Source organism: Cytobacillus oceanisediminis 2691 (genome assembly GCF_000294775.2).
Lineage (GTDB): Bacteria > Bacillota > Bacilli > Bacillales > Cytobacillaceae > Cytobacillus > Cytobacillus pseudoceanisediminis.
Genome location: NZ_CP015506.1, coordinates 1,679,188 through 1,702,315, shown reverse-complemented (window position 1 = coordinate 1,702,315; position 23,128 = coordinate 1,679,188). Strand labels below are relative to the sequence as shown.

The following is a 23,128-nucleotide window of genomic DNA, read 5'->3' as shown; positions in this document are numbered from 1 at the left end:
CATTAAAATGGAAATTGATTCAGCCACTGTCCTCCATCCATAGTGATGCACTCCCCATTAATATAACCTGCATGCTCAGAGAAAAGGAAGAATGCCAATTCTGCGATTTCTTCCGGCTTACCGAGCCTGCCAAGGGGCACACTTTGGAGTGTCCTGTTTGCAGCTTCTTCTGATTCCCAAAGCCTGTCAGCCCCTCCTGTCCTTTCAATCGGACCTGGGGCTATTGCATTCACTCTAATTCCGTATTTTCTTCCCCATTCTACAGCCAAGGTTCTTGTCATGGATAATACACCTGCTTTTGCTGCTGCCGAGTGTATAACACCCGCTCCAGCATCCCATGCATATGTAGCCACCATATTAATGATGCTTCCCTTAACTCCTTTTTCAATCCAGTGTTTACCGACTTCACTCGAACAATAAAAGGTTCCATTCAAGACAATATTAATAACAGAATTCCATCCATTTGCACTCAAGCTCTCTGCAGGGCATATAAAATTTCCCGCTGCATTATTAACAAGGAAATCAACTTGTCCAAATACATTTAGTGTTTCGTTGAGCATATGTTTAACATGTTCAATTTCACGGACATCCATTTGAATTGTCAAAACTTGACCCTGGAAGGTTTGAATTTCAGCTTTTGCTGTCTCGAGGCGTTCCGGATTCCTTCCTGTTATCACCACATTCGCTCCGGCTTCAGCAAACCTCTTTGCCATATATTTTCCCATACCGCTGGAACCGCCAGTAACAATGACTGTTTTATTCTTCATTCTAATTCCCCTCTCAAAAAATGAATGATCATTCATTTATATTTTACCATTAAATATAGAATTTTCGAATTATTATTTACAAATTAATTAATAATTTTAAGGAAAATGAAGGATAAAAAACAAGCATAGTTATTTCTTCTTTTTAATAGGATAGTTTGATAGTATTAAAGATACTGCTATGAGAAGCATTGCCTTTACTCATGCTCAATACTTCAAAAAAAATTTTAATAGATAGGTTGGTATGCTAAATGCCGGAAAAAGTGTCCAGAAGATCTTTTTTAAAAAGAGCTCTCGGCTTTTTTGCTGCTGTTTTTGGTATTAGTGCAGGCGGCTATTATTATGCACGGGATATTGAGCCGCGGCTCTTGGAAATCACAAACTACAAAATTTCTGACAACGCTATTCCACAAGCGTTCCATAATAAAAAAATCATCCAATTCAGCGATACCCATTTAGGATTTCATTATGACCTGAAACAGCTTGAAAAATTGATTGAAAAGATAAACAGCTTGAAGCCTGATATTGTCTTCTTTACAGGTGATCTGATGGATGAACCCAACAAATATAAAGAGGCAAACCAAATCGCCCCCCTCCTGAAAAGGATTCAGGCGCCGCTTGGAAGGTTTGCTATTTATGGAAACCATGATCACGGGGGCTATGGTTCTGATATCTATAAATCTATTATGGAAGAATCCGGGTTTATTCTTTTGCTGAATGAAAATCGGAAAATCGAGTTTTCCGGAAGCAGCATCCAGATTATCGGCATTGACGATGCCATGCTCGGCAAACCGGACATAAAGCTTGCCAGCGGAAGTCTGGACGATTCTTCCTATAACATTTTATTGTCCCATGCACCGGATTTAGCAGATGAAGCCTCAGCTTTCAACATCAATCTGCAGTTGAGCGGCCATAGTCATGGAGGACAAATAAAACTGCCGTTCATTGGAGCGTTAGTTAAACCGCCGCATGCTGAAAGATACTATGAAGGCTTCTATGAAATCGGCAGCCAACGCCCTTTAACTCTTTATGTAAACAGAGGGCTTGGTACAACCCGGCTGCCCTTCCGGTTTTTATCCAAACCTGAACTGACGGTATTTACCCTACAATCAAACAGCGGGAATTAAAGGAAAGCACACCTTTGCAGCTTTCCTTTTTTTGCTGCCTTCGTGACACAATTTATTCAATAAGTTACAAGATCATTTTTGCAGGCATATATTTGAATAGACCTTTCAGAAAGAGGTGATTGTTATGTACCATATAGTAAAACCTGGTGAGACATTGTCTGTCATCGCAAAGAATTACCGCCGCCCTTTAAGCGAGCTTCTGGGGGCAAACCCTTCCATTGTAAACCCAGGCCTGATCTATCCCGGCCAGCGATTAGTAATACCAGGGCTGCCGGAACCAGATTCCATTCCGTATACCATCATTGTTTCAAGAGGTAAAAGAAGCTTAACTCTTTTATATAACGGTGCCATTCAAAAAGTGTACCCCATTGCCGTCGGAAAAATGCTGACACAGACCCCAATTGGAGAGTTTGTTATTGTGAACAGAGAACCTAATCCCGGCGGCCCATATGGTGTCATGTGGCTTTCCCTGTCGAAAGCCGGCTATGGAATTCACGGAACTAATAATCCTTCCTCAATTGGCCAATCTGTTTCCCAAGGCTGTATACGCATGTATAACCAGGATGTGCTCGAATTGTCACGCATAGTGCCAAATGGCACCAGGGTACGGATACAGCCTTAGCTGTTACTTACAATCGTCCTTTCAACAAAACTTTCGCTGAAAAATTGCGAAAGTTTTTATTTTTTAGTTGATATTTTTTTAAACACAACATATCATATTGATATATCAGCATGATACATTGAAAGGAGTTTTATAATTGTCTATAGAACATACCATTCTTGCTGTGCTAAGCTTTTGGCCCAGCACAGGATATAATATTAAATCTGAATTTGAACACAAAGCTGCTGGCCTTTATTGGGGAATGAGCTATGGGAGCATTTACCCGAAATTAAAAAAGCTGGAGGAAGAAGGATTTATCTATGCAATCGAGCAGGAAGATGAAGGAAGAAAGAAAAAAATGTATGAGCTCACTGCAAAAGGCTGGAAAGAGTTTGAGAACTGGCTGAAGATTCCTCCTTCTTTCCCGGTTATTAAAGATGAATTGCTAATGAAAATGTCAACATGGCATGAAGATATGGATAATGAAGTGTTAATTAGCCATTTATTAAAAAGAAAAGAAGAAACCTCTGATATTCTAAAATTTGTACAAGAATGGCCGCGAAATGGATACTCCTATGTCAGCAAGCTTGGCTGCCTCTCTATTCGATATGCAGAAATGAAGCTGGAAACAGAAATTAAATGGATTGAAGAATCAATTGAAGCGCTGCAAAATAATAATCTGCCAGATGGCCAGGACCCTCATGGCAATACTGAAAAGCTGCTAAACAGGCGAAGGAGGGCCATTGGCGGGGATAAGGGGAATTGCCAATGAAACCCGGCATTTTTAAACCACTCAAGCTGAAATCCTTTCGCTCTCTATTTGGTGCCCAGTTATTTTCCGATTTGGGTAACTGGCTCGATTTTATTGCTTTGCAGGTTATTGTCGCTTATCACTGGGGGCTTGATGAAACGGCAATTGCCTCTGTTATTATTGTTCTCGGCCTTCCCTGGGTCATTATCGGTCCATTTGCAAGTGTATTTGTGGATAGATTACCGAAAAAAGCTGTTATGATCGTTTGCCTCCTTTTAAGAATTGTCTTTGTCGGAGGCTTGTTTTACGCTCCCAACCTATACATTCTGCTATTATTTGTCTTTTTAAAGGGAACCGTATCAGCCCTTTACGACCCGGCAAGGCAGAGTGCTATCCGGATGATTGTACCTGACAGCATGCTGCCTGAAGCAGTAACTCTAAGCCAGCTTTCAGTCAATACCATGAAAATTGCCGGGCCAGCATTAGGCGGAGGGATAATAGCAGTTTTCGGACCAAAAAGCCCCTTTCTATTTGAAGCAGCAGGATTCATTGCAGCCATTGTTTTCCTTCTATTTCTTCCCAGCTTAACTTCTTTTGAGGAATCAGATAAAAGAATGGCAGAAGACTATACTGTCAAAACAAGTTATTGGAAAGAATTTTCAGAGGGCATAAAACATATTTTCCACACTCCCCTTTTAAGGGTCTCAATTATTCTTTCTTCTGCAGCATTTTTCATCATTTTCCTTTATGATGGGTTATTTATTTTTATTGCAAAGCAGATTGGATTTAATGAGGGCAATTTTGGATTACTGATCAGTGCAGTGGGAGCAGGCAGTGTTGCTGGCTCACTTTTGCTGGGCCATTGGACAGGGTGGAACCGAAAACCCGTCCATTTAATGAGTTCTTCGGCCATATTAAGCGGCACTTTTATTGTAGCTGTTGGACTTGGAGGCTTAGGTCTTCTTAATTTCCCTCCACTGGTCTGGATAATCGGTGCATGTCTATTAGGTCTTTTAGGAGCTGGAGAATCTGTTCCTTACGGCTATGTGCTCCAATCTGAAACACCAAAGCAAATGATGGGCAGAGTTTCGGCTGCCGCCATGTCCCTGCAGACTTTTTCCATGCTTATTGCACCTGCTGCAGGAGCTCTTCTTGCAAAACAGCTAGGTGCCTCTTTTGTTATGATTGGCGCTGGCTTGGCAACAACATTATTAGGTTCATCAATGCTGATGGTTATATGGAAAAAGTCAGGATCCTTACAACCTATAAGCAGAAAGCAGCTGGATGGATAAGCTTTTGTATTAAAAGCCTTATCCAAGTTGGTTTTATTGACTAAAAAGGGTATAATATTGTTTATACCCCTTTATAATTTGAAAGGAGATTGGAAATTGAATTCTGATAAGAAACAATATCCCCATCTGCAACCAACGGTTGAAAACCTCTCTCAAGCCATCTTCACCGTTAACCGCCATGCAAAGACAGCACCAAACCCTAAATTTTTGTATAAATTAAAGCACGATGCACTTCAAAAGTTAATTAGAGAAGGAAAAGCCCAGAAAGCAGGCCTTCACTATTCTGGCAATCCAAAAAACAGCCAGCAGCAGTCAGATGTTCTCGTAAAATGCGGGAATTATTCTTTCCATCTTCCGCCTTCTAAAGAGGATTTCTCAGAGCTTCCCCATTTGGGCAAACTCGATTCCTTCGTCAGAAATCCAAAATCTTCTCTATCTCTTAATGCGGCGAAAAAATTGCTTATGTCATATACAGGGCTAAAAGAGCTTAATAGCAAGCCAAATGCAAAAAAGCACCGCTATGAAAAACCTGTATTTAAGAAATTAGGAGAAAGTTACTTTTAATCAAGAAAAGCGCAAGCGCCTTCGGAACAAGCCAAAACCGCTTGTTCCTGCGAAGAACATCCAAGGAAGCTTTCCCTAGGTGCTCACCCCCGAAAAGCCTAAGACGGGCCTCATGGAAAGGCGTCCTTTGCCTTTTTAGGAGGATTGCCGAAATGTGGAGGCGGCTGCACAGGGACGACAAGCATGAGACGAGCCATGCAAGAAGGTGTTCTTTCCTTCTGGAAGGGTTTGGCTAGGCTTTCGTCCCTAGGAGCCGCAACTAGACAGGCTTGTGACCTCGAGGGGGCAGGCGCTGGAGCTAGACAATTATCAAAGTTCAAAGTTATACTTTCTTACCTAACAAGAAAAAGCTGGAGTATTCCAGCTTTTTCTTTGTGGTGGTTCTATAATGCATACTGATCTATCAAAAGCACCAATTCTGCAATTTCAGGCTTGCTCACCTGCGCATTGGCTCCAACCATCTGACCCTTGTGGCGAAGATCTTCGGTAATCAATGAAGAAAAAATAATAACTGGAATTTTTGCAAGCACAGGATGATCTTTAACTTTTTTAGTAAGGTGATGCCCATCCATTTGCGGCATTTCGATATCAGTGATCATGATTTGCACTTCCTCAGTGACATCACGCCCCGACTCGGCTAAGGAATGCAAATATCTATAAGCATCGTATCCATTTTCAAAGAATTCAATTTGACAAAAGCCAGCTTCATTTAAAGTATCATTCAAAAGCTTTCTTAGGAGTGGAGAGTCTTCAGCAATAAGCAGCTTCTTGTCAGACCTTTCACGCTTTCCAAGTTTCTGCACCTTCTGGATGCTAATCCCTGAATCAGGATTTATCTCAGTGACCATTTTTTCAAAATCAAGGAGCAGCACCATCTCATCCTCAAGCTTTATGATTCCGATAATCTGGCTTTCCTGACCCTGATACATTTCAGAAGGCTTCTCAATTTGGTTCCAGGAAATGCGGTGAATTTTTGAAACATTATGAACATGAAAAACAATTTTCTGCTGATTAAACTCTGTCACAATAAACTTATCCTGCTGAGGGCTTTCTGAGGCCGGCATATTTAATGATGATGCTACATCCACTACTGGAAGAACCTCTCCCCTCAGTTCAATGATCCCTTCAATATTACGATGAGAATGCGGGACAGGAATGACAGGGACAGGATTAATAATTTCCTTCACTTTAATAACATTAATCCCAAATTTATTCCTTCCTATTGAGAATTCAACAATCTCCAGTTCATTCGTTCCGCTTTCCAGTAAAATGCCTTTTTTCTGTTCCACTTTTTTCGCCCTTCCTTTTTCATATGCTTATATCTAAGTTCGCGGCTCCTGTTTGTATGACACTTGTTTTATGAGCAGCAAGACACCGAATATGAATTATGAATCTTTTTCTCTATTAATATACCATGAATGGATAAAATTTCTTATAAAAATTTCAGTTCATTATGAAAAAAGTCCTTATTTCTGAGACTGGAAGTCAGCTGCTTTGCTAAAACAAGAAAAAGCAAGCCATTGGCGGCTTGCTTCTTACATGCGATACAGATGCATACCTATTCAGGAATGCTGTCATCCTTAATTTTTGAATGAACAAGCAGTCCAATTATAGTTAATATCATCAATGAACCTAAAGCAAGTCTGCTTGCCAGGTTTCCATAGCTGGCAAAGATCAAAGTAATGCTTCCATAAATAACGGGTCCGATTATGGAAGATACTTTCCCTGAAAATGCAAACAAACCAAAAAACTGCCCTCTTTTATCTTCTGGAGTCAATTCCACAATATAAGTCCTTGTGGTAACCCACATGGACCCCAGAGCGACGCCAAACATGCTGCCCGCAATCCAAAACATGATTTCATTGACAGCCCCAACAGCAATTGCCAGAGCAACAAGAAGAAGGATCCCAACGTATTTAACCGCTTTGTTGGGCCCTTTCGCCTTGGTAATATATCCAAATACAAAAGAACCAATTATACTGGACACCGTTGAAGCAAGATATAGCAAAATGAATTGGCCAGTTGAAAAGCCGACAATGGTTTTTGCGTAAACAGCCATCATGGCAATCGTTGTGGCAATTGCATCATTTAAAAAAAAATAGGCAATCATGAAAGTGAAAATCGCCTTATAATGTTTCATATCTTTAAAGGTCTGCCAAATTTCCTTATAGCCTGATAAAAATTTTTGTTTTTCTTTTGCCTGGTAAGGCTTATCTTTTACAAAGAAAAACAGCGGCAAAGAAAACAGCAGAAATAATATGGCAGTTGGTATAAAAGATTCGTGAAAACCGTCATCTCCTACAAATAAATAAACTGTCAGCCCTACAAGGGTTCCGATATAGCCAACAGCCACTCCAAAGCCTGAAATCAGCGGTATATCCTGCTTTGTTCCCAAATCGGAAATCATGGCATCGTAAAAAACCAGACTGGAATGGAAAAAAAACTTTGCAATAATAAAACATATAATAACGAGTGCAAGATAAACTGGAAGCCCAAATATTTTCCCGCTAATCTGGCTTGATGCAAAAACCCCCATTAAAATGGTCGCCATTACAGTAATAAGCGTAAAGATTACTATATATTTCTTTTTTCTTCCTGTCCTGTCTATCATAACCCCAAACAATGGAGAGAACAGGACAAGAAAAAAGCTTGCCAGCGCATTTGAATAAGAAATAAAGGTGCTCGCTATCTGATTCAAAACTTCATTCTCTCCTATTACTTCCTGCAGGTAAAAAGGAAAGAAAATGGTATTAATATTTGAGGAAAAAATAGTATTCGCAAAATCGTAAAGTGCCCATGATACAACGGGCAGTGTCATATACAGCCGCCAGGAATTGAAATTCCCCTGTTTCTGCAGCTCCGTTTTTTCTATTTCCATGTCATCAGCTCCTTCAGGTAAAAAATACCTTAATCCTTATTCAAGACCTTTCTTTAAAACCCTTTTATTTTACCAAATTTTATTCAATGCAACATTTTTGAAATTTTTATGAATATTCAGATAAGTTTGTTATGCAATAATGGCAGAAATTAATTTAAAGAGGGGAAAAGCGAAAAGAAATGAACAAAAAGCAATTAATCTACTTGTCTGATTTGTGAAGGCCAAAACAGGGGAGGAGTTAAATGAACAGGCAGAATCTTCCCGTATTGCCGCAATGATGGTGCCTTCTTTTTTGGGCATTTTGTTTTATTGAGTGCATCATCCCGATCAGGAGCCTCTGCCTGTTTTGCTGCATGACGTTATAGCATCTTACTTTACAGTAAAATCGGACTGCCAGCCTGTGTTATACACTGATGCCGGCTGCATGCATTATTTGCTTTTTATGGTGAATGTCATGTTCTATAAAGTCTGCAAAATAATCGCGCACAGTTAAGCTGGTGCCGCCGATTTTAAAAGCTGTATCCAGTTTTTCTTCTGACATGCCTTGAAGCATCTGAAGAAATTGACTCCGTACTGATAAAAGTTCTTCAATAATCTCTAATTGTGCATGCTTTTTAGCGTATTCTCCTGCAGCGTCATTCACACTTTGAAAATCAGGATAGTTCTCAAGTACTGCACCCTCTTTAAAAAATGGAAAACGCTGTTCAAGAGAATATTTATCCCAAAATAACAGATGGGCAACTACTGCCGCAACCGGCCATTTTCCATCCGAGACAGGCTTTACCCAATTTTCACGGCCAAGATCTTTTATCGACTCAAGCCATACAGAATATGATTCGTAGTGAGTAACAATATCTTGCTTCTTCATTTTCATCCTCCCTTCCTAAAAATATATTCTGCATGCAGATAATAAATCCTTCCTATTGCTGACCCCAAAAAAAGCTGCGTTGCAACTCAGTTGCCCAGCAGCTTAATTAAGAATTATTATTGGTCTATCTGCATAGAATACCGTTTTGCTTATGAATACTGCCCGTTGATTTCAGCATGGGACATTCAGCGAACCCGAGGGGAGGAATGAGAGCCTCCTTGGCTCCGTCTGCGGGGATTCCCTCACTTCCCGCAGGACCTTGATTAAGCTTCATTGTATGAATCCCGCACGAAGGTAATGCGTCAGCATTTTCGAGGATCAAGTGCCCACAGCGAAGATCAACTCGTTTTTTAAACTTATTATTCAGTAATAAAGTAACTACTTTACCAAATACCTTATTTTTTTAATACGACTGTGCTTGCAATTAAATCATGCAATGCCTGTTTTTTCTCTGTAAAGGCCGCAATGATATAGCCGATAAGGAAAATTCCAGACAGAATGGCCATGGCCAAATATCTTCCAAGCGCCCTCCAGAAAGAAATACGGTTACCATTTAAGTCAGTCACTTTTAATCCCAGCAGCTTTTTGCCCACAGTTCCCTGCCATTTGGATGCGTGCAGGCCTGCAAAATAGGCAACAGCAACAACAAGATTGACAAGAAAGGTTACTCCAAGTGCGCCAAAATAAGATCCCATGAATGCAAAAGCTTCTTCATTGGTCATTTCTGTTTCCATATAAGATGGGTCGCTTATCATCGTATTAAAAGCGTCAGAAGTGCCAAAGAAAATCATAAAGATAACAATGCTTAGAATTGTAAGCGGAATTCCAACAATAATAGAATCGATTAAATAGGCCGCAAATCGGAGCCAGAACCCGCCATACTCCTCATATTCCTTAGTGCTTTCATAAGGCTGCTTCTCTAAAGATGTCTCCACTTTAAAACCTCCTTTATTTATTCAGCTGGAAAACTAACAAACTAAAAATGCAGTTTCCACTATCTACTAATGTTAATCTCTAAATGAATTATATTCAACTATTTGTAAATTTTTACACTCATTTATTTTTTACAAAAATTCCTCTAAAACGTTTTCATCTTGACTTTTTTGTGAACAGTCTTATAACAGTGTAGACACTGTTTTTACCAAGTCATAAAATAAGTTTTGTAAAGCTGAAAGTAAGTTTTACATAAATTAAAAAAGAGGTGCGATCAGGCATGAAAGGTACAGCAATCCTTTACCATGATGAACATAAAGTTACAATCCTGGAAAATGTGGAGCATTCTGTGTTTGAGGAAATGAAAGATCAATGCGGCGACAAACATTGCCGATGCCATATAGAAAATAAAGTAATCGATTTTGGTGCTGTATCCCCGGTATTATGGCATGAAGACGAAGTCGATTGGGATTACGGATACTAATTTTATTTTTGGAGGCTCTGAATAGAATTCAGAGCCTGTTTTATTTTTTTCTGTTTGCTCCCGCATCAAAGTGATAGAATATACATTATGATTATGCGAGGTGAACACATTGGAACATTTAATTAACCAAAGAGTGAAGGACATTGAAATTTCCGGAATCAGAAAGTTTTTCAATATGGTTGCCGGCACCAGGGACATGATTTCTCTTACAATTGGACAGCCTGATTTCCCGACGCCATTACATGTTAAAGAAGCAGCTAAACAGGCAATCGACGAGAACTTTACCTCCTATACACACAATGCGGGCGATATTCGATTGCGGGAAGCTGCAGCTTCTTTTGTAAAAACAAAATATAACCTTACATATAACCCTGAACTAGAAGTCATTGTAACATCGGGGGCAAGTGAAGCTATCGATATTGCATTCCGTACAATTCTGGATGAAGGATCGGAAGTAATTCTGCCTGGTCCTGTTTATCCCGGTTATGAGCCAATCATAAAGCTTTGCGGTTCAGTTCCGGTACATACTGATATTTCCAGAAACAAGTTTAGATTTACTGCGGATTTAATTGCAAAACATATGAGTGATAAAACAAGGTGTATTGTTCTTCCATATCCTTCGAACCCGACAGGTGTCAGTCTGAGTTTGGAGGAGCTTGAGGAAATTGCTGCTCTTGTTAAAGGCAAAGATATCTTTATCCTTGCTGATGAAATTTACAGCGAACTGATCTATGATCAAACACACCACTCAATCGCCTCCCTTTTGCGGGAGCAAACTATAGTAATTAATGGACTTTCAAAATCCCATTCAATGACAGGCTGGCGCATTGGTCTTTTATTCGCACCGGAAAACCTGGCTAAACATATCTTGAAGGTGCATCAGTATAATGTGACATGTGCAGCTTCTGTCTCCCAAATGGCAGCTCTTGATGCGCTGACAACAGGAATCAACGACGCCCTGCCAATGAGGAATGAATATGCCAAACGCCGTGATTATGTATATGAACGATTAATACAAATGAACCTGGATGTAGTCAAACCGGATGGTGCATTTTATTTTTTCATAAAAATACCAGATGTATCAATGAACTCCTTTGAATTTGCCCTTTCTCTCGTTAAACAAGCAGGAGTTGCAGTAGTTCCAGGCAGTGCATTCTCCTCATATGGAGAAGGTTATTTCCGGATTTCCTTTGCATATTCCATGGATACATTAAAAGAAGGGCTTGACCGGATTGAAAAGTATCTGGAGGGTATATTGTAGCGAATCACTCAGTCAATAGCGCCATTTTCCTTTTTAGTAGGAATGGCGCTGTTTGTATATTCATTGCTTCTAATTTCAATCAAAGCAAAAAGGCAGGCTTCCTGCCTGCCTTTATCACCCTTACTGCCCCTGATAGTGCCCGTTGTTTTTTGATGCTTTTTCCTTTTTGGCTTTATCCTTATGAATTTTATTTGTGTCAGCACTTCCAAATTCGTGGGAGAATTCAGAATCAATGACAGCGGAATCGAAGCCTTTTTTGTTCTTTTGCTGAGGATCGTTTTTCTTATTTTTTTTAGCCACCTGTCTAACCCCCTTTTCACTTTCATTATTAGTTTGAAGTGAAAAAAGGGGCTTTATTCATTAACGGGCGCAAATTACTTATCCCAATATTTATATAACGCCTGTGTACCGCTGTTTTCTTCCCCTTTTTCAGAAAGCTCGGCATACATTTTTTTTGCAAGAGCAAGCCCTGGAGTCATCATGTCCATTGCTTCTGCTTCATCTAAGGCGATATTCATGTCCTTAATAAAATGTTTTATATAAAAGCCGGGTTCAAAGTTGCCATCAATTATTCTAGGTGCAAGGTTTGATAGTGACCAGCTGCCTGCTGCACCAGATGATATGCTTTGAAGCACCGTCCTTGGATCTAAACCTGCTTTTTCAGCATAAACTACCGCTTCACACACCCCGATCATATTTGATGCAATCGCAATTTGATTACACATTTTCGTATGTTGTCCGGCTCCTGCTTTTCCTTGATAAACGATATTTGTTCCGAGAAGGTTGAAAATCGGCTCCACAGCCAGAAATGCGTCCCTGTCTCCTCCGGCCATTATTGAAAGCTTTGCATCCCTGGCGCCGATATCTCCCCCTGAAACAGGGGCATCTATTGCATGCATTCCTTTTTTGCCTGCTTCTTCGTATATCTTTTTGGCCAATGTAGGTGTCGAGGTGGTCATGTCAATTACATATGTATTTTCTCTGCCATTTGTGATAATGCCATTTTCCCCAAGATACACTTCCTCTACATCTGCCGGATAACCAACAATCGTAATTATGACATTTGCCTTCTTTGCAACTTCCAACGGCGTCTCAGCCCACTCTGCCCCATGTTTTATTAGTTCAGAAGCTTTTTCTTTGGTTCTTGTATAAACAACTAATGGATAACCTGCTTTCAGCAGATGTCCCGCCATGCTCTTGCCCATAACCCCTGTTCCCACAAAACCGATAACTGTATTTTCAGGTGAAATCAATGTACCCGCTCCCTTTAAATATCTGAATTTTTTATATTAATTCTACCATTCCTTTTCTCATATTAAAAATATTAGATGTCCCAATAAAGACAAAAGACCAGGCAAATACCTGGTCCATCCCCAATTTTATGCGCGTAATTAATATTACCCAATTTAGATAAAAACAAAACTCCTGTCATCACATTTGATTCTATTTAAAGCTGTGATGTAAAATTATTTAAGAATGCTCTAGCGATCACTACCTCCTCATTTAAGATTTCTACAGATACCGCATCTTCATTCACGATCATTTCTTCTATTTCGAAAACATGCAGGTCCTGTGTAAGAGGAATGGGATTCATAAAAATAAAGTTTCCCTTTTCATTATTGACTTCTATATATTCCCCGTCGATTATCGTGTCCTCCCCATATACAAACTCATCCGTACCCAGGGCAGCTGCCAGTTTTTCATTATGTATGGAAACTTTTACTTTGTATAATTCTTCTTCTGAAAGGATTTTATCATTAATTTTAAACCGGAACTGCAGCTCATTGTTTTTAGTCAGCAAGGCTTCAGCATGACTATTAACGATTGAGTCCTGGGGACCCTGCATGCAGCCTGACAAAGACAGGGCTAATATGGCGGTAAGGATTAGGCAAATGAGCTTTTTATTCATAAGAATTCCTCCTTTTTCATCACCTTTTCCATTCTCGCCTTAAGATAAACCCCAATTATAAAACTAAAACGTTACCTTAATTTAAGCTCACAAAATACAAAAGAAACCCTTCCGGGCTTCTTTAGTGGAGGACACGGCTTAAAAATGAGCTCTGCTTCTCATATAAGTCGTTTTTCTGCTTATCTTTAATACATCTATATCGGTCATGAAAGAGAAAGCTGATTATCATGGTAACCATTTTCCATCTCTCCTTTTTATGTTGTAGCTTTATTATAGGAGAGTTTCAGATTCCGGATAACAATCATAAGATGTGATTGCCGTCATCCTTAAGGCTGAATGGCAGTTTCGACTGGAGAAGGATAAAAAATAAACCGGCCATTATTGGCCGGCTTAAAAAGGGGGGAAAATGAGAATGATCAGCTTACTTAAGACTGACCTAAGTGCTTACTTCTTATTTACCCGGGAAATTATATTTAAAACTCTTTAATTATTTCAATTTAATTACAGTTTCGCTGCTTCTTTTACAGCTTGGACTACTTCTTCTGCTGTATTCATATGAAGCGCTTTTTCAGCCAGTGCTTCCATGTCTTTTTTGTTTAGGTGACTGATTTGAGAACGAGCTTTAAGGATCGACGTAGCGCTCATGGAGAACTCATCAAGTCCTAATCCCAGCAGCAATGGAATTGCAGTTTCATCCCCAGCCATTTCACCGCACATGCCTGCCCACTTTCCTTCCTTGTGTGCTGCGTCAATAACCATTTTAACTAAACGCAAGATTGCAGGATTATACGGCTGGTAAAGATAAGAAACACGCTCATTCATTCGGTCTGCAGCCATTGTGTACTGAATTAAATCGTTTGTGCCTACGCTGAAGAAATCAACTTCTTTAGCAAATTGCTCAGCCATAACAGCAGTTGAAGGAATTTCAACCATAATACCAATTTCAATGTTGTCAGCAACCTGTGAGCCTTCGCTTATAAGCTTTTGTTTTTCTTCTTCAAGGATTGCTTTGCCCTGACGGAATTCATCGAGAGTTGCAATCATAGGGAACATGATTTTCAGGTTTCCATAAGTGCTTGCTCTTAACAAAGCCCTTAATTGTGTCCTGAACATATCCTGTTCTTCCAGACATAGGCGAATCGCCCTGAAGCCCAGGAATGGGTTCATTTCCTTAGGAAGGTTTAGATAAGGAAGCTCTTTATCCCCGCCAATATCAAGCGTACGGACTACAACCGGTTTTCCGCCCATTCCTTCCAGGACAGCTTTGTAGGATTCAAACTGCTCCTCTTCAGTTGGAAGCTGGTCTCTTCCCATATATAAAAATTCCGTGCGGTAAAGGCCAATTCCTTCTCCGCCATTTTCAACTACGCCCTTCAGATCTTTTGGAGTGCCGATATTGGCAGCCAATTCAACATGATGGCCATCAGCAGTAACTGATTTTTCGTTGACTAGCTTTGCCCACTCAGCTTTTTGATCCTCGAATTTGCGGTGTTCTTCTTTGTATTCGGCGATGGCCTCTGGGGTCGGATTAATATGTACCAGACCTTTTAATCCATCCACGATAACCAGGTCACCATTTTTAATTTGCTTTGTGGATTCCTTTGTCCCCACTACTGCTGGAATTTCCATGGAACGGGCCATAATGGCAGAGTGAGATGTCCTGCCTCCAATGTCAGTTGTAAACCCTTTTACGAACTGGCGGTTCAGCTGAGCAGTATCGGAAGGGGTCAGGTCTTCAGCAATAATGATTACTTCTTCTGCAATCATGCTGGGATTCGCAATTTGCACTCCAAGCAAATGAGAAAGTACGCGTTTTGTTACGTCACGGATATCCGCTGCACGCTCTTTCATGTATTCATTGTCCATTTGTTCGAACATTGTAATGAACATATCTGCTGTCTCTTTTAAAGCAGATTCAGCATTTACTTTATCTGTTTTGATTTTATCTTCAATTGGCGAAATTAATTCCGGATCACTTAATACAAGAAGATGAGCATCGAAAATAGCAGCTTTATCAGCCCCAAGTTCTTTATGGGCATTATCGCGGATGACTTCCAATTCACCTTTAGATTCAGCTAATGCCGACTGAAAGCGTTCCACTTCTTGTTCAGCATTTTCTACTGTCTTTCTATCAAAAGAGAGATCCGGCTCAACCAAACGGTATGCTTTCGCTATTGCGATACCGCTTGACGCCGCAATTCCATTTAAAAAGCTCATTATTCAGCCAAACCTTCTTTTTTCAGTGTTTCTTCAAGGCTGTTAAGGGCATCCTGTTCATCACTGCCTTCAGCAATAATAGTTATATCTGCACCTTGTCCAACACCTAAAGACATAACACCCATGATTGATTTTAGGTTTACCTTCTTTTCCTTGTACTCAAGGTGAATTTCTGAGTCAAATTTGCTGGCAGCTTGTACAAGCATTGTAGCTGGACGAGCGTGAATTCCTGTTTCTGCAATTACTTTAAATTGTTTTTGAACCATATGGGATCAATCTCCTTCTTATTAATGATTGTATTAAGATGTGCAAGGCGTTGCCTCACGAACTTAAAGACGGGAACTGGAACTTATTCTGCAAATCAGCAGCAGGATGAAACAGTAATGATGCCGGATATTTCGTCCTATATGCTGTTTTATTTTTTCCAACGCCCTATTATTCATGTATATAGTTGTTCAAAAAGGCTGAGAAAAATTAATAAAATCACTTCGTCTCGAAGCTTCTCTGCACTTTGAAAACTTCCATAAAATCAGGAAATATTACCTGGCTGCAATTAAGTCATCGGACAACTTACATCTCAGACAAAAGAATAGCATTTCACATTCATTTAGACAATGAAAAACCCTTAATTTTTCACGTTTGTTCACACTTTTTTGAGTAAAACGCTTTCATTTGCCAATGATTTCTACTTAATGTTTCAGATCCAATATTCCTTTTGATTTATGGCTGTGGATGATACTTATCTTGTTTTCTAACCAGTTTTGAAGTTTCTTTGTATTGAAGTACATTATAGCTGATTCGCATTTTTGAAATGGTTCCCTTTAGAGCCGTTTCATGATCGCATTCCCGGTCCGTATACAATGTGGCAAGATCCGATACGGATCGCGAAAGCATTTCTATGACATGTTTCAAGTCTTCATGATTATAAGAAGTGCTGTCTTCCATCAGATGCTCTAAAATATCTTGAGATAAACTTTTCACTCTTAATGCTTTTTCGGATTCAACTTTCATTATTTTATCCCGCCTTTTTGATTGATTTTTTCATTATATGCGGGCCAGAAGAGTGAAATGCTGTGAGCTTAGGCTATTAAGCAATCTAGTTCTTTCCTTCCGGAAAAAATTGGGCATCCAGATTGAAAAAATTCCTATGAGCCAGAAGGATGAATAAGATTACCGATAAACCTACGCTTCCCAATATCCCCAGCAGAATAACAATCTGATATTCAATCGCAAGCAATGGGCTGACTCCTGATAGAATCTGCCCTGTCATCATCCCAGGCAAAAATATGATGCCCATTCCCAGCATATTATTGATAGTCGGCAGAACAGCAGAATCAAAAGCATGATTAACATATGGCTTAACTGCAGCTTTTGGATCAGCGCCAAGCATTAGTGCACCCTCAATCATATCTTTTTGAGTTGTAAAGGAATTTAGAAGCTCCTTTACACTTAAAGTAATGCCTGTCATGGAGTTGCCAATTATCATCCCTGCTATTGGAATAAAGTAGCGTGGATCATACCACGGCTCAAAATGAATAACTACAAAATTAAAAAACACAAGACAAAAGGATGTACCGGCTATCATGGATATCGCAATGGTTTTCTTAAGGTTTACTGAAAGCCTGGTTCCAGCCTGTTTATATATTGTATAAATAGCAAAACCTTCCATAATCAAGATAACACCTAATGTCAACAGCGGATTGGAAAATTCAAACAAGCAAGTTAATACATAGCCTGCAATTACGAGCTGAAGTGTCATTCTGAAAGCTGCAATAGTCAGCTTTTTCTCACGGGCGATTCCTCTCACTTTAAAGATAATGATAAGAAGAAGCACAAATAAATAAGCTGATATTAGCCGCCAAAATTCAATATCAATAATGGAGCTATTTTCCATCATAATCCCCCTTAGATATTCTTCTCCATCTCCTCCCTGAACGGCAGCTGGGATAAATCAATCCTTTCATCTGCATATTGCTCATTGACTTTCCTGGAGTGAGTAATCATGATTAATGAAGCATGCTTCTTTTTAATTTCCGCGATAAAATGACCCAAAACCATCATTTCGGTGTCTTCGTCCAATGCAGCAGTCGGTTCATCCAGCAGATAGACATCAGCTGCAAGAAGCAGAATTCTTGCCAATGCCAGCCGCTGTTTTTCCCCGCCGGAAAGAGTCCCTGCATCTTCATCAAGCTCCTTAGTCATTTGCATATTATGTAGTGCCTGCTTAAGTACTTCATCACCATCAGGTTTAGATCCGTTGAGCATATAACCCATCATCAAGTTATCTTTTATTGTGCCAGGAAATATTAATGGAACCTGCGATAGCATGACTGCCTTTCTTCTGTGCTGGACAGAATCTATATCTTTTAGCGGGGCGCCTTCATAGAAGATTTCACCAGAATCCGGGGAAATCATTTTGTTCAGCAATTTCATGAGAGTTGACTTTCCAGCGCCGCTTTCACCCGTAATACAAGTTACTTTTTCTTTTCTTATGTCAAGATGATCCACATTCAAAATATTATTAACCCTTACTCCTCTTATTGCGAATAGCAAATCTGTTGTCATATGCAGCTCCTTTTCCAGTTTCCGTATACCCTCTAGCTTATCCCTTTAATCGCAATAGCTTGTATTGGTTTTAAGAAAGCCCTTTCCCATATGAGAAAAGACTATACACATTATTTATTTAGAGTTTTTCTTTGCCTGTTTCCTTTTCAAATTTTCCTTATGAATCCTTTTTATTTCTTTTTTTATTTGATCCACTGCATGTTTATATTTCTCAACGCTTTGAGTGGACATGTTATTGCTGTATCGGACTATTTCATAGGCATCTACAATCTTTTCGGGGTCCTTGAGCCCTATTCTATCAAACCATTCAGGCAAGCTTTCGGACTCTTTTCTTCCCAGGTCAAATTTAGCTGCATGTCTTTCCAGGTGAAAAATCTCTTTACGGATTTGATTTTCAGGAGCAATATGCTGAAACCTCCTTGACAGCAATGTTCCTTCATCTTCAATCTGCTGACTATAAGAGGCAAATACAGCTCCATTTTTTCACGAATCTTACCTTTATAGTTTTTTTATAAATATAAATGAACAGAAAAATGATAACTATAATAAACAGGATAGATATTAAGGCAGCAGGATCTATGTATTGCCCGCTTTCCCCCAAATCAGCAGGTTCCTTGAAGAGTACATCGTTATCACGGCTTTCATTCTCAGATAAGAACTTCATATGCACTGCCCAATCCTGTTTCTCTGCCCAATTAAACAGCGGTGAAGCAATGATGGCAGCTGCAGAAGCAATTAATTTTAGGATACCAAAGAAAAGGAACTTGACAGTTCCCATACCGAAGGAAACTACCATGCCAACTGCAAGAATTGAAGCAGTCAGTGACAAGAAATAAATTAAAAACCTTTTCTTTTCTTTCGCATTTGCATCCGATTCAATTATACGTTTTATAAACCCTCCAGAGATGATAAAAAACAGTTCAAATATCATTAATCCCACAATTTCTCCAGTATAAGCACCGTCCTTTATGGCCGAAAAGATAACCAGGAAAGTTCCGAAGAAAACCGTAAGCAGAATCCACCAGCCCTCAGGCCGGTTATTATGTTCATTGAAATGAACATAAGTTCTCCAAAAAACCAAAAAACTCATCAGTACTATAAAAAACCAGGAAAAAGAGAGAAAATTTCCAATTACATATAATAAAGGAAGCTCTAAAAGAAAAAAAAGAACCTTCCCTTTTTCTCTAAATCTGATGAGCAGAATTATAAAGGCCATTCCTGCAGGAAAAACAAGCACAAAATATTCAGTGAGAGGAACAGCCGCTTCATTAGCCATATAAAAAGGGAATAACACTAGTGCTCCAAAAATGATTTCAATGCCAAGAAGAAAACTCACTTCAAACATTTTTTTCATTGTATTGCCACTTCCTTCGCTTTCACTTGAAGCGGCCTCAATTCGGCTTCTTCATTAAGCAGTTGCAGTTCAAATAAAAATGCTCCTTTTCGGCTGATATTAGTTATTGCGCTGGAAGCCGCTGGATTCAATTCTCCTGCATGAAGGAAATAAGGCTGACTAGTCAAATGTCTTTCATAAAAGGAAAGCATTTTTTCATAAGGGTAAATAGAAGAATGATTATCTACAACAGCCAGCATTTCAAGCACCTTTTGCAGATGATCTTTCCCAGATGCAGCAGATATAAAATAAAAGGGAGTGCTGCCAGCAGTCCGGATATTTATACACATGGAAAAAGGGATATTTTCCTTAACACAAATATAGGCAATTTCTGCTGCGCTGCTGATGCGTTCTTCCAGTTGTGCAGATATTGAATGTCCAGCTGAAACATTAAGCGAAATATTCCAGCCTGTTTCCGCAGCTTTTTCAAAGACCTTTGTTTGCAAACTCTGTTTCCTCGCACTTGCCTTCCAATTGATCCGATTAAAACTATCAGATGAAACATACTGCCTTGTTCCGGCTGGCGAAAAATGATCCTCAAAAAGTGAATAGGCGGAAAGAAAAGTGCCTGGGCGGTCTGTAAAGAGTGACAGGATATTTTTAACTGGCAGACGACTTGGATAGACCAATGCATCCTGCAGCAGTTGAGCACGATATTCAAGAATGGTTTCTCCAAAACCTATAAAGTTAGGAATATATAACTCCAATTTTCTTATTTTTGAAACTCCCCTTTTCCTTGCAGAAATGGGGATTGTTATTATTTTTCTTTCATTATGATTTAATGAAAAAGGGATAGAAAGCTCAAAATTCCCCAGCCTGGGCTCCAGATTTTGATCCACCGGACAAATACAATCGTCAAATAAAATCCTTAATTCTCCCTTTAAAATGGGAAGCCCTTTATTTTCAAATTCCAAAATCCATTTTGCTTCTTGTCCGGCAAACAATTTGTATCTGACCTTCGTGTTTTGCAGACTCAGCTTTTCCCCCAGGTGCTTCATATAATATGTATTGGCAGATATTATAAGCAGAAAAAGGATTGATGCCAGAAATACTTCCCATGATTTTAAATAAAAGCTTGCTATTAATAAAAATACGGAGAATACACTTGAAAGGGACAAATACCCGTCTTCAGCATGATACTTTTTCCACTCCATACTAGAGAGCACCTGACTCTACAGGAACTGGCACAGATTCCAGCACTTCTTTCAGAACCGACTCAGGGCTTTTTGTCATAGAAGCTTCAGTGGAAAGGAAAATCCTATGACCAAGCACAAATGGAACCATTTCTTTAATATCATTAGGTATCACATAGTTTCTTCCCTCCATAAGCGCTTTGCCTTGGGAAGCTTTCATTAAGGCAAGCATTCCTCTGGGACTTACCCCCAATTCAATATCCGCATGTTCACGTGTCTTCCTTACAATATCCAGCAAATAAGCTTCAACAGGCTCATCTAGAATAATTTTGCCGGCATCCTTCTTTAAATTAATGATTTGATCTAAGATGAAAATGGCATTGACTTCCGAAGGAGCGGCACCGCTTCGATACATTTGAAGCATCGCCTTTTCCTCTTCCCTGCTAGGATAATCCATTTTAAGTTTCATAAAAAAACGGTCAAGCTGAGCAACAGGTAGCGAAAATGTCCCCTGCTGAGATTCAGCCGGATTCTGTGTAGCTATAACCATAAAAGGTGGGTCAAGTCTAATTGTGTGTCCATCAATGGTGACCTGGCGCTCCTCCATAACTTCGAGAAGACTTGACTGCGTTCTTGGTGCTGCACGATTAATTTCATCAGCAAGTACAACATTCGAGATAATTGGCCCAGGATGAAATTCAAATTCCTGATTTTTCGGATTGAAGAAACGTATGCCCGTGACATCACTCGGCAAAACATCCGGTGTAAATTGAATGCGTGAGAAATCCCCATTAATAGTGCGGGCAAATGCTTTGGCAAGCATTGTTTTTCCAGTTCCAGGCACACTTTCCAATAAGATATGGCCATTGAATATTAAGGAAATGGCCATCAATTCAATTTCCAGGTCTTTCCCTGATATTACTTTCCCAATTTCTGTTTTAAGCTTGTCCATATATTTCATTTTTGCCCTCCTGTTCACTTCCATGCTGCTCTCTGCGTTTTAGATTGACTGGTATAATTTTACTAAAAAATATTATTATTTACAATTATCTGATAGTTCGCCTGACAAAAAGAAAAACGCATGAATAATAAATCCAATACGCTAATTCCTGACTAATCAGCTTATAAAGTTTTCAGTTTGTTCATACGAAAATTAAAATTCCGGCAGCAGTAATAGCGGCTCCAATAGCAGTACCAGGAAGAAAGGCATTAATCTCCGTTACCAGGACCAAGGATGATTGGAAGCTCTATATAATAAAGCCAGAAATGCCACAAGTAAACCTATATGGACATGGACAGGCGTTAATAGGTATGAATGAGTACTTGACATACAATACCCAAGCAAAATTCCCACCGCAAATTAAACGGATGAAATCATAATCATAGTAATTCCCACTAGAATCACTCGCTCTAATTGTTCTAAAGCATTTAAAGGATATGAGCCTGTTCGTGTTTATAACTTATTTATCATTTTTCACAGTAAATTTACAAAGAACTCACCGCGATTTAACGAGGCTATTTTACAATGTCTTTAAGACAGGAGGCGAGAATAATGATTAACATCCTGCTATGCCTTATTTTCATTGGTGCAGTTTTTGTGCTGAATATCGTATTATTAAGAAAATAGACAGTTATTATGGTTCATAAATCATTTTCCTTGTCATGCCTCCATCTACCGTTATGTTTTCTCCTGTTATAAAATCATTTTCTGGATCGGCTAAAAATAGGCAGGTCCTTGCAATGTCCCCGGGTTTTCCAACCCTGTTGGCAAAATGCTGTTTATGATCAATCTTCCTGAGACTTTCATAATCTCCTGTTTCAATCCAGCCGGGACTTATACAATTAACTCTGATCCCTTTTTCAGCGAGCGTGCTGGCCAAAGCATGGGTGATCGCCATAATTCCTCCTTTTGATGCTGAATATGCTTCTGTATTGCTTTCAGACATTACAGCTCTCGTAGATGAGAGATTAATAATACAGGATCCTTGTTTCATCAATTTGGCAGCTTCCCTGCTGCACAGGAAGACACTTCGAAGGTTCGTATTGATCACTTCATCCCACAATTCCACAGTCAGCTCAAAAAATGAATGAAACTTTGAGATGCCAGCGTTATTTATTAGAACATCAATTGCTCCAAATGAATCATAAACCTTTGTTATAAGTCCCTTGATTTCTGCTTCATTCTTAACATCTGTTCTGATAAACATGCTTATAAGTCCATTTTTGTTCAAGCTTTCTTCTAAATTTTTCCCCTTCATCTCATCTAAGTCTGCGATGACTACATTGGCCCCGTTCGCTGCGAACGTCTCGGCAATTCCCTTGCCAATTCCGCTGGCTCCTCCGGTAACGATGACTGTTTTTCCTTTAAATTTGCTCATACCTTTTCAT

The 23,128-nt window shown here is 39.5% G+C and carries 25 protein-coding genes; 7 read left to right on the top strand and 18 right to left on the bottom strand.

Annotated features, from left to right (window positions below; all coding sequences use genetic code 11):
- Nucleotides 1-2: 2 nt before the first annotated feature.
- Nucleotides 3-767 carry a 2,4-dienoyl-CoA reductase gene (gene fadH / locus A361_RS08685; protein WP_009331004.1) on the bottom strand — a complete coding sequence of 255 codons (765 nt, stop codon included), beginning with the start codon at nucleotides 765-767 and terminating at the stop codon, nucleotides 3-5.
- Nucleotides 768-1,015: 248 nt separating this feature from the next.
- Between fadH and A361_RS08680 the strand changes: the two genes are divergently transcribed.
- The 5 genes from A361_RS08680 (at nucleotide 1,016) to A361_RS08660 (ending at nucleotide 5,099) form a co-directional block, all read left to right on the top strand.
- Nucleotides 1,016-1,891: a metallophosphoesterase gene (locus tag A361_RS08680; protein WP_019381659.1), complete on the top strand. Its 876-nt coding sequence runs from the start codon at nucleotides 1,016-1,018 to the stop codon at nucleotides 1,889-1,891.
- A gap of 124 nt (nucleotides 1,892-2,015) precedes the next feature.
- On the top strand, nucleotides 2,016-2,513 hold the full coding sequence (locus A361_RS08675; RefSeq protein ID WP_009331006.1) for a L,D-transpeptidase family protein: 498 nt from the start codon (nucleotides 2,016-2,018) through the stop codon (nucleotides 2,511-2,513).
- A 136-nt stretch (nucleotides 2,514-2,649) separates the two neighbouring features.
- A complete protein-coding gene (locus A361_RS08670; RefSeq protein WP_009331007.1) occupies nucleotides 2,650-3,264 on the top strand; it encodes a helix-turn-helix transcriptional regulator in 615 nt (204 codons plus the stop codon).
- Nucleotides 3,261-4,535, top strand: a complete 1,275-nt coding sequence (locus A361_RS08665) for an MFS transporter (RefSeq protein WP_009331008.1) — start codon at nucleotides 3,261-3,263, stop codon at nucleotides 4,533-4,535. The genes A361_RS08670 and A361_RS08665 overlap by 4 nt, the downstream gene beginning before the upstream one ends.
- 96 nt (nucleotides 4,536-4,631) lie before the next feature.
- A complete protein-coding gene (locus tag A361_RS08660; protein WP_009331009.1) occupies nucleotides 4,632-5,099 on the top strand; it encodes a YkyB family protein in 468 nt (155 codons plus the stop codon).
- Nucleotides 5,100-5,482: 383 nt separating this feature from the next.
- On the opposite strand, the gene A361_RS08650 is transcribed toward A361_RS08660, so the two are convergent.
- From A361_RS08650 to A361_RS08635, 4 genes are all read right to left on the bottom strand, one after another.
- The gene (locus A361_RS08650; RefSeq protein WP_009331010.1) at nucleotides 5,483-6,388 is read right to left on the bottom strand and encodes a chemotaxis protein; all 906 of its coding nucleotides are present in this window, start codon (nucleotides 6,386-6,388) and stop codon (nucleotides 5,483-5,485) included.
- A gap of 269 nt (nucleotides 6,389-6,657) precedes the next feature.
- Nucleotides 6,658-7,977: an MFS transporter gene (locus A361_RS08645; protein ID WP_019381657.1), complete on the bottom strand. Its 1,320-nt coding sequence runs from the start codon at nucleotides 7,975-7,977 to the stop codon at nucleotides 6,658-6,660.
- Between the two features lie 403 nt (nucleotides 7,978-8,380).
- Nucleotides 8,381-8,845: a DinB family protein gene (locus A361_RS08640; protein WP_019381656.1), complete on the bottom strand. Its 465-nt coding sequence runs from the start codon at nucleotides 8,843-8,845 to the stop codon at nucleotides 8,381-8,383.
- 395 nt (nucleotides 8,846-9,240) lie between these two features.
- A complete protein-coding gene (locus A361_RS08635) occupies nucleotides 9,241-9,780 on the bottom strand; it encodes an RDD family protein (protein WP_019381654.1) in 540 nt (179 codons plus the stop codon).
- A gap of 278 nt (nucleotides 9,781-10,058) precedes the next feature.
- Here A361_RS08635 and A361_RS08630 point away from each other — a divergent pair, with 278 nt between their 5' ends.
- Nucleotides 10,059-10,262, top strand: coding sequence for a hypothetical protein (locus A361_RS08630; RefSeq protein ID WP_009331014.1), 204 nt, complete (start codon nucleotides 10,059-10,061; stop codon nucleotides 10,260-10,262).
- A 109-nt stretch (nucleotides 10,263-10,371) separates the two neighbouring features.
- Nucleotides 10,372-11,523 carry an aminotransferase A gene (locus A361_RS08625; protein WP_009331015.1) on the top strand — a complete coding sequence of 384 codons (1,152 nt, stop codon included), beginning with the start codon at nucleotides 10,372-10,374 and terminating at the stop codon, nucleotides 11,521-11,523.
- 120 nt (nucleotides 11,524-11,643) lie between these two features.
- On the opposite strand, the gene A361_RS08620 is transcribed toward A361_RS08625, so the two are convergent.
- The 13 genes from A361_RS08620 to A361_RS08560 form a co-directional block, all read right to left on the bottom strand.
- A complete protein-coding gene (locus A361_RS08620; protein ID WP_009331016.1) occupies nucleotides 11,644-11,823 on the bottom strand; it encodes a hypothetical protein in 180 nt (59 codons plus the stop codon).
- A gap of 74 nt (nucleotides 11,824-11,897) precedes the next feature.
- Nucleotides 11,898-12,776, bottom strand: a complete 879-nt coding sequence (locus A361_RS08615; protein WP_009331017.1) for an NAD(P)-dependent oxidoreductase — start codon at nucleotides 12,774-12,776, stop codon at nucleotides 11,898-11,900.
- 194 nt (nucleotides 12,777-12,970) lie between these two features.
- Nucleotides 12,971-13,432: a hypothetical protein gene (locus A361_RS08610; protein WP_019381653.1), complete on the bottom strand. Its 462-nt coding sequence runs from the start codon at nucleotides 13,430-13,432 to the stop codon at nucleotides 12,971-12,973.
- A gap of 501 nt (nucleotides 13,433-13,933) precedes the next feature.
- A complete protein-coding gene (gene ptsP, locus A361_RS08605; RefSeq protein WP_009331019.1) occupies nucleotides 13,934-15,649 on the bottom strand; it encodes a phosphoenolpyruvate--protein phosphotransferase in 1,716 nt (571 codons plus the stop codon).
- The gene (locus tag A361_RS08600; RefSeq protein WP_009331020.1) at nucleotides 15,649-15,915 is read right to left on the bottom strand and encodes a phosphocarrier protein HPr; all 267 of its coding nucleotides are present in this window, start codon (nucleotides 15,913-15,915) and stop codon (nucleotides 15,649-15,651) included. Before A361_RS08600 ends, ptsP begins: the two co-directional genes overlap by 1 nt.
- A 454-nt stretch (nucleotides 15,916-16,369) precedes the next feature.
- The gene (locus tag A361_RS08595; RefSeq protein WP_009331021.1) at nucleotides 16,370-16,660 is read right to left on the bottom strand and encodes a hypothetical protein; all 291 of its coding nucleotides are present in this window, start codon (nucleotides 16,658-16,660) and stop codon (nucleotides 16,370-16,372) included.
- A gap of 85 nt (nucleotides 16,661-16,745) precedes the next feature.
- On the bottom strand, nucleotides 16,746-17,543 hold the full coding sequence (locus A361_RS08590) for an ABC transporter permease (RefSeq protein ID WP_009331022.1): 798 nt from the start codon (nucleotides 17,541-17,543) through the stop codon (nucleotides 16,746-16,748).
- 11 nt (nucleotides 17,544-17,554) lie between these two features.
- Nucleotides 17,555-18,214, bottom strand: a complete 660-nt coding sequence (locus A361_RS08585) for an ABC transporter ATP-binding protein (protein WP_009331023.1) — start codon at nucleotides 18,212-18,214, stop codon at nucleotides 17,555-17,557.
- 114 nt (nucleotides 18,215-18,328) lie between these two features.
- Entirely contained in the window at nucleotides 18,329-18,643 is a 315-nt protein-coding gene (locus A361_RS08580) for a hypothetical protein (RefSeq protein ID WP_019381652.1), read from the bottom strand.
- A gap of 25 nt (nucleotides 18,644-18,668) precedes the next feature.
- The gene (locus A361_RS08575) at nucleotides 18,669-19,568 is read right to left on the bottom strand and encodes a hypothetical protein (RefSeq protein ID WP_019381651.1); all 900 of its coding nucleotides are present in this window, start codon (nucleotides 19,566-19,568) and stop codon (nucleotides 18,669-18,671) included.
- Nucleotides 19,565-20,761, bottom strand: coding sequence for a DUF58 domain-containing protein (locus A361_RS08570; protein WP_019381650.1), 1,197 nt, complete (start codon nucleotides 20,759-20,761; stop codon nucleotides 19,565-19,567). Before A361_RS08570 ends, A361_RS08575 begins: the two co-directional genes overlap by 4 nt.
- Nucleotide 20,762: 1 nt before the next feature.
- Complete coding sequence (locus A361_RS08565; protein WP_019381649.1) at nucleotides 20,763-21,701, bottom strand: AAA family ATPase; 939 nt, start codon at nucleotides 21,699-21,701, stop codon at nucleotides 20,763-20,765.
- Between the two features lie 673 nt (nucleotides 21,702-22,374).
- Nucleotides 22,375-23,118: an SDR family oxidoreductase gene (locus tag A361_RS08560; protein WP_009331027.1), complete on the bottom strand. Its 744-nt coding sequence runs from the start codon at nucleotides 23,116-23,118 to the stop codon at nucleotides 22,375-22,377.
- Between the last annotated feature and the right edge of the window lie 10 nt (nucleotides 23,119-23,128).

What these genes read in the sequence shown, in the direction of transcription:
- fadH (WP_009331004.1), bottom strand. Translation starts at nt 767, where the DNA reads ATGAAGAATAAAACAGTCATTGTTACTGGCGGTTCCAGCGGTATGGGA.
- A361_RS08680 (WP_019381659.1), top strand. Translation starts at nt 1,016, where the DNA reads ATGCCGGAAAAAGTGTCCAGAAGATCTTTTTTAAAAAGAGCTCTCGGC.
- A361_RS08675 (WP_009331006.1), top strand. Translation starts at nt 2,016, where the DNA reads ATGTACCATATAGTAAAACCTGGTGAGACATTGTCTGTCATCGCAAAG.
- A361_RS08665 (WP_009331008.1), top strand. Translation starts at nt 3,261, where the DNA reads ATGAAACCCGGCATTTTTAAACCACTCAAGCTGAAATCCTTTCGCTCT.
- A361_RS08645 (WP_019381657.1), bottom strand. Translation starts at nt 7,977, where the DNA reads ATGGAAATAGAAAAAACGGAGCTGCAGAAACAGGGGAATTTCAATTCC.
- A361_RS08640 (WP_019381656.1), bottom strand. Translation starts at nt 8,845, where the DNA reads ATGAAGAAGCAAGATATTGTTACTCACTACGAATCATATTCTGTATGG.
- A361_RS08630 (WP_009331014.1), top strand. Translation starts at nt 10,059, where the DNA reads ATGAAAGGTACAGCAATCCTTTACCATGATGAACATAAAGTTACAATC.
- A361_RS08610 (WP_019381653.1), bottom strand. Translation starts at nt 13,432, where the DNA reads ATGAATAAAAAGCTCATTTGCCTAATCCTTACCGCCATATTAGCCCTG.
- ptsP (WP_009331019.1), bottom strand. Translation starts at nt 15,649, where the DNA reads ATGAGCTTTTTAAATGGAATTGCGGCGTCAAGCGGTATCGCAATAGCG.
- A361_RS08600 (WP_009331020.1), bottom strand. Translation starts at nt 15,915, where the DNA reads ATGGTTCAAAAACAATTTAAAGTAATTGCAGAAACAGGAATTCACGCT.
- A361_RS08595 (WP_009331021.1), bottom strand. Translation starts at nt 16,660, where the DNA reads ATGAAAGTTGAATCCGAAAAAGCATTAAGAGTGAAAAGTTTATCTCAA.
- A361_RS08590 (WP_009331022.1), bottom strand. Translation starts at nt 17,543, where the DNA reads ATGGAAAATAGCTCCATTATTGATATTGAATTTTGGCGGCTAATATCA.
- A361_RS08585 (WP_009331023.1), bottom strand. Translation starts at nt 18,214, where the DNA reads ATGACAACAGATTTGCTATTCGCAATAAGAGGAGTAAGGGTTAATAAT.
- A361_RS08575 (WP_019381651.1), bottom strand. Translation starts at nt 19,568, where the DNA reads ATGAAAAAAATGTTTGAAGTGAGTTTTCTTCTTGGCATTGAAATCATT.
- A361_RS08570 (WP_019381650.1), bottom strand. Translation starts at nt 20,761, where the DNA reads ATGGAGTGGAAAAAGTATCATGCTGAAGACGGGTATTTGTCCCTTTCA.
- A361_RS08565 (WP_019381649.1), bottom strand. Translation starts at nt 21,701, where the DNA reads ATGAAATATATGGACAAGCTTAAAACAGAAATTGGGAAAGTAATATCA.
- A361_RS08560 (WP_009331027.1), bottom strand. Translation starts at nt 23,118, where the DNA reads ATGAGCAAATTTAAAGGAAAAACAGTCATCGTTACCGGAGGAGCCAGC.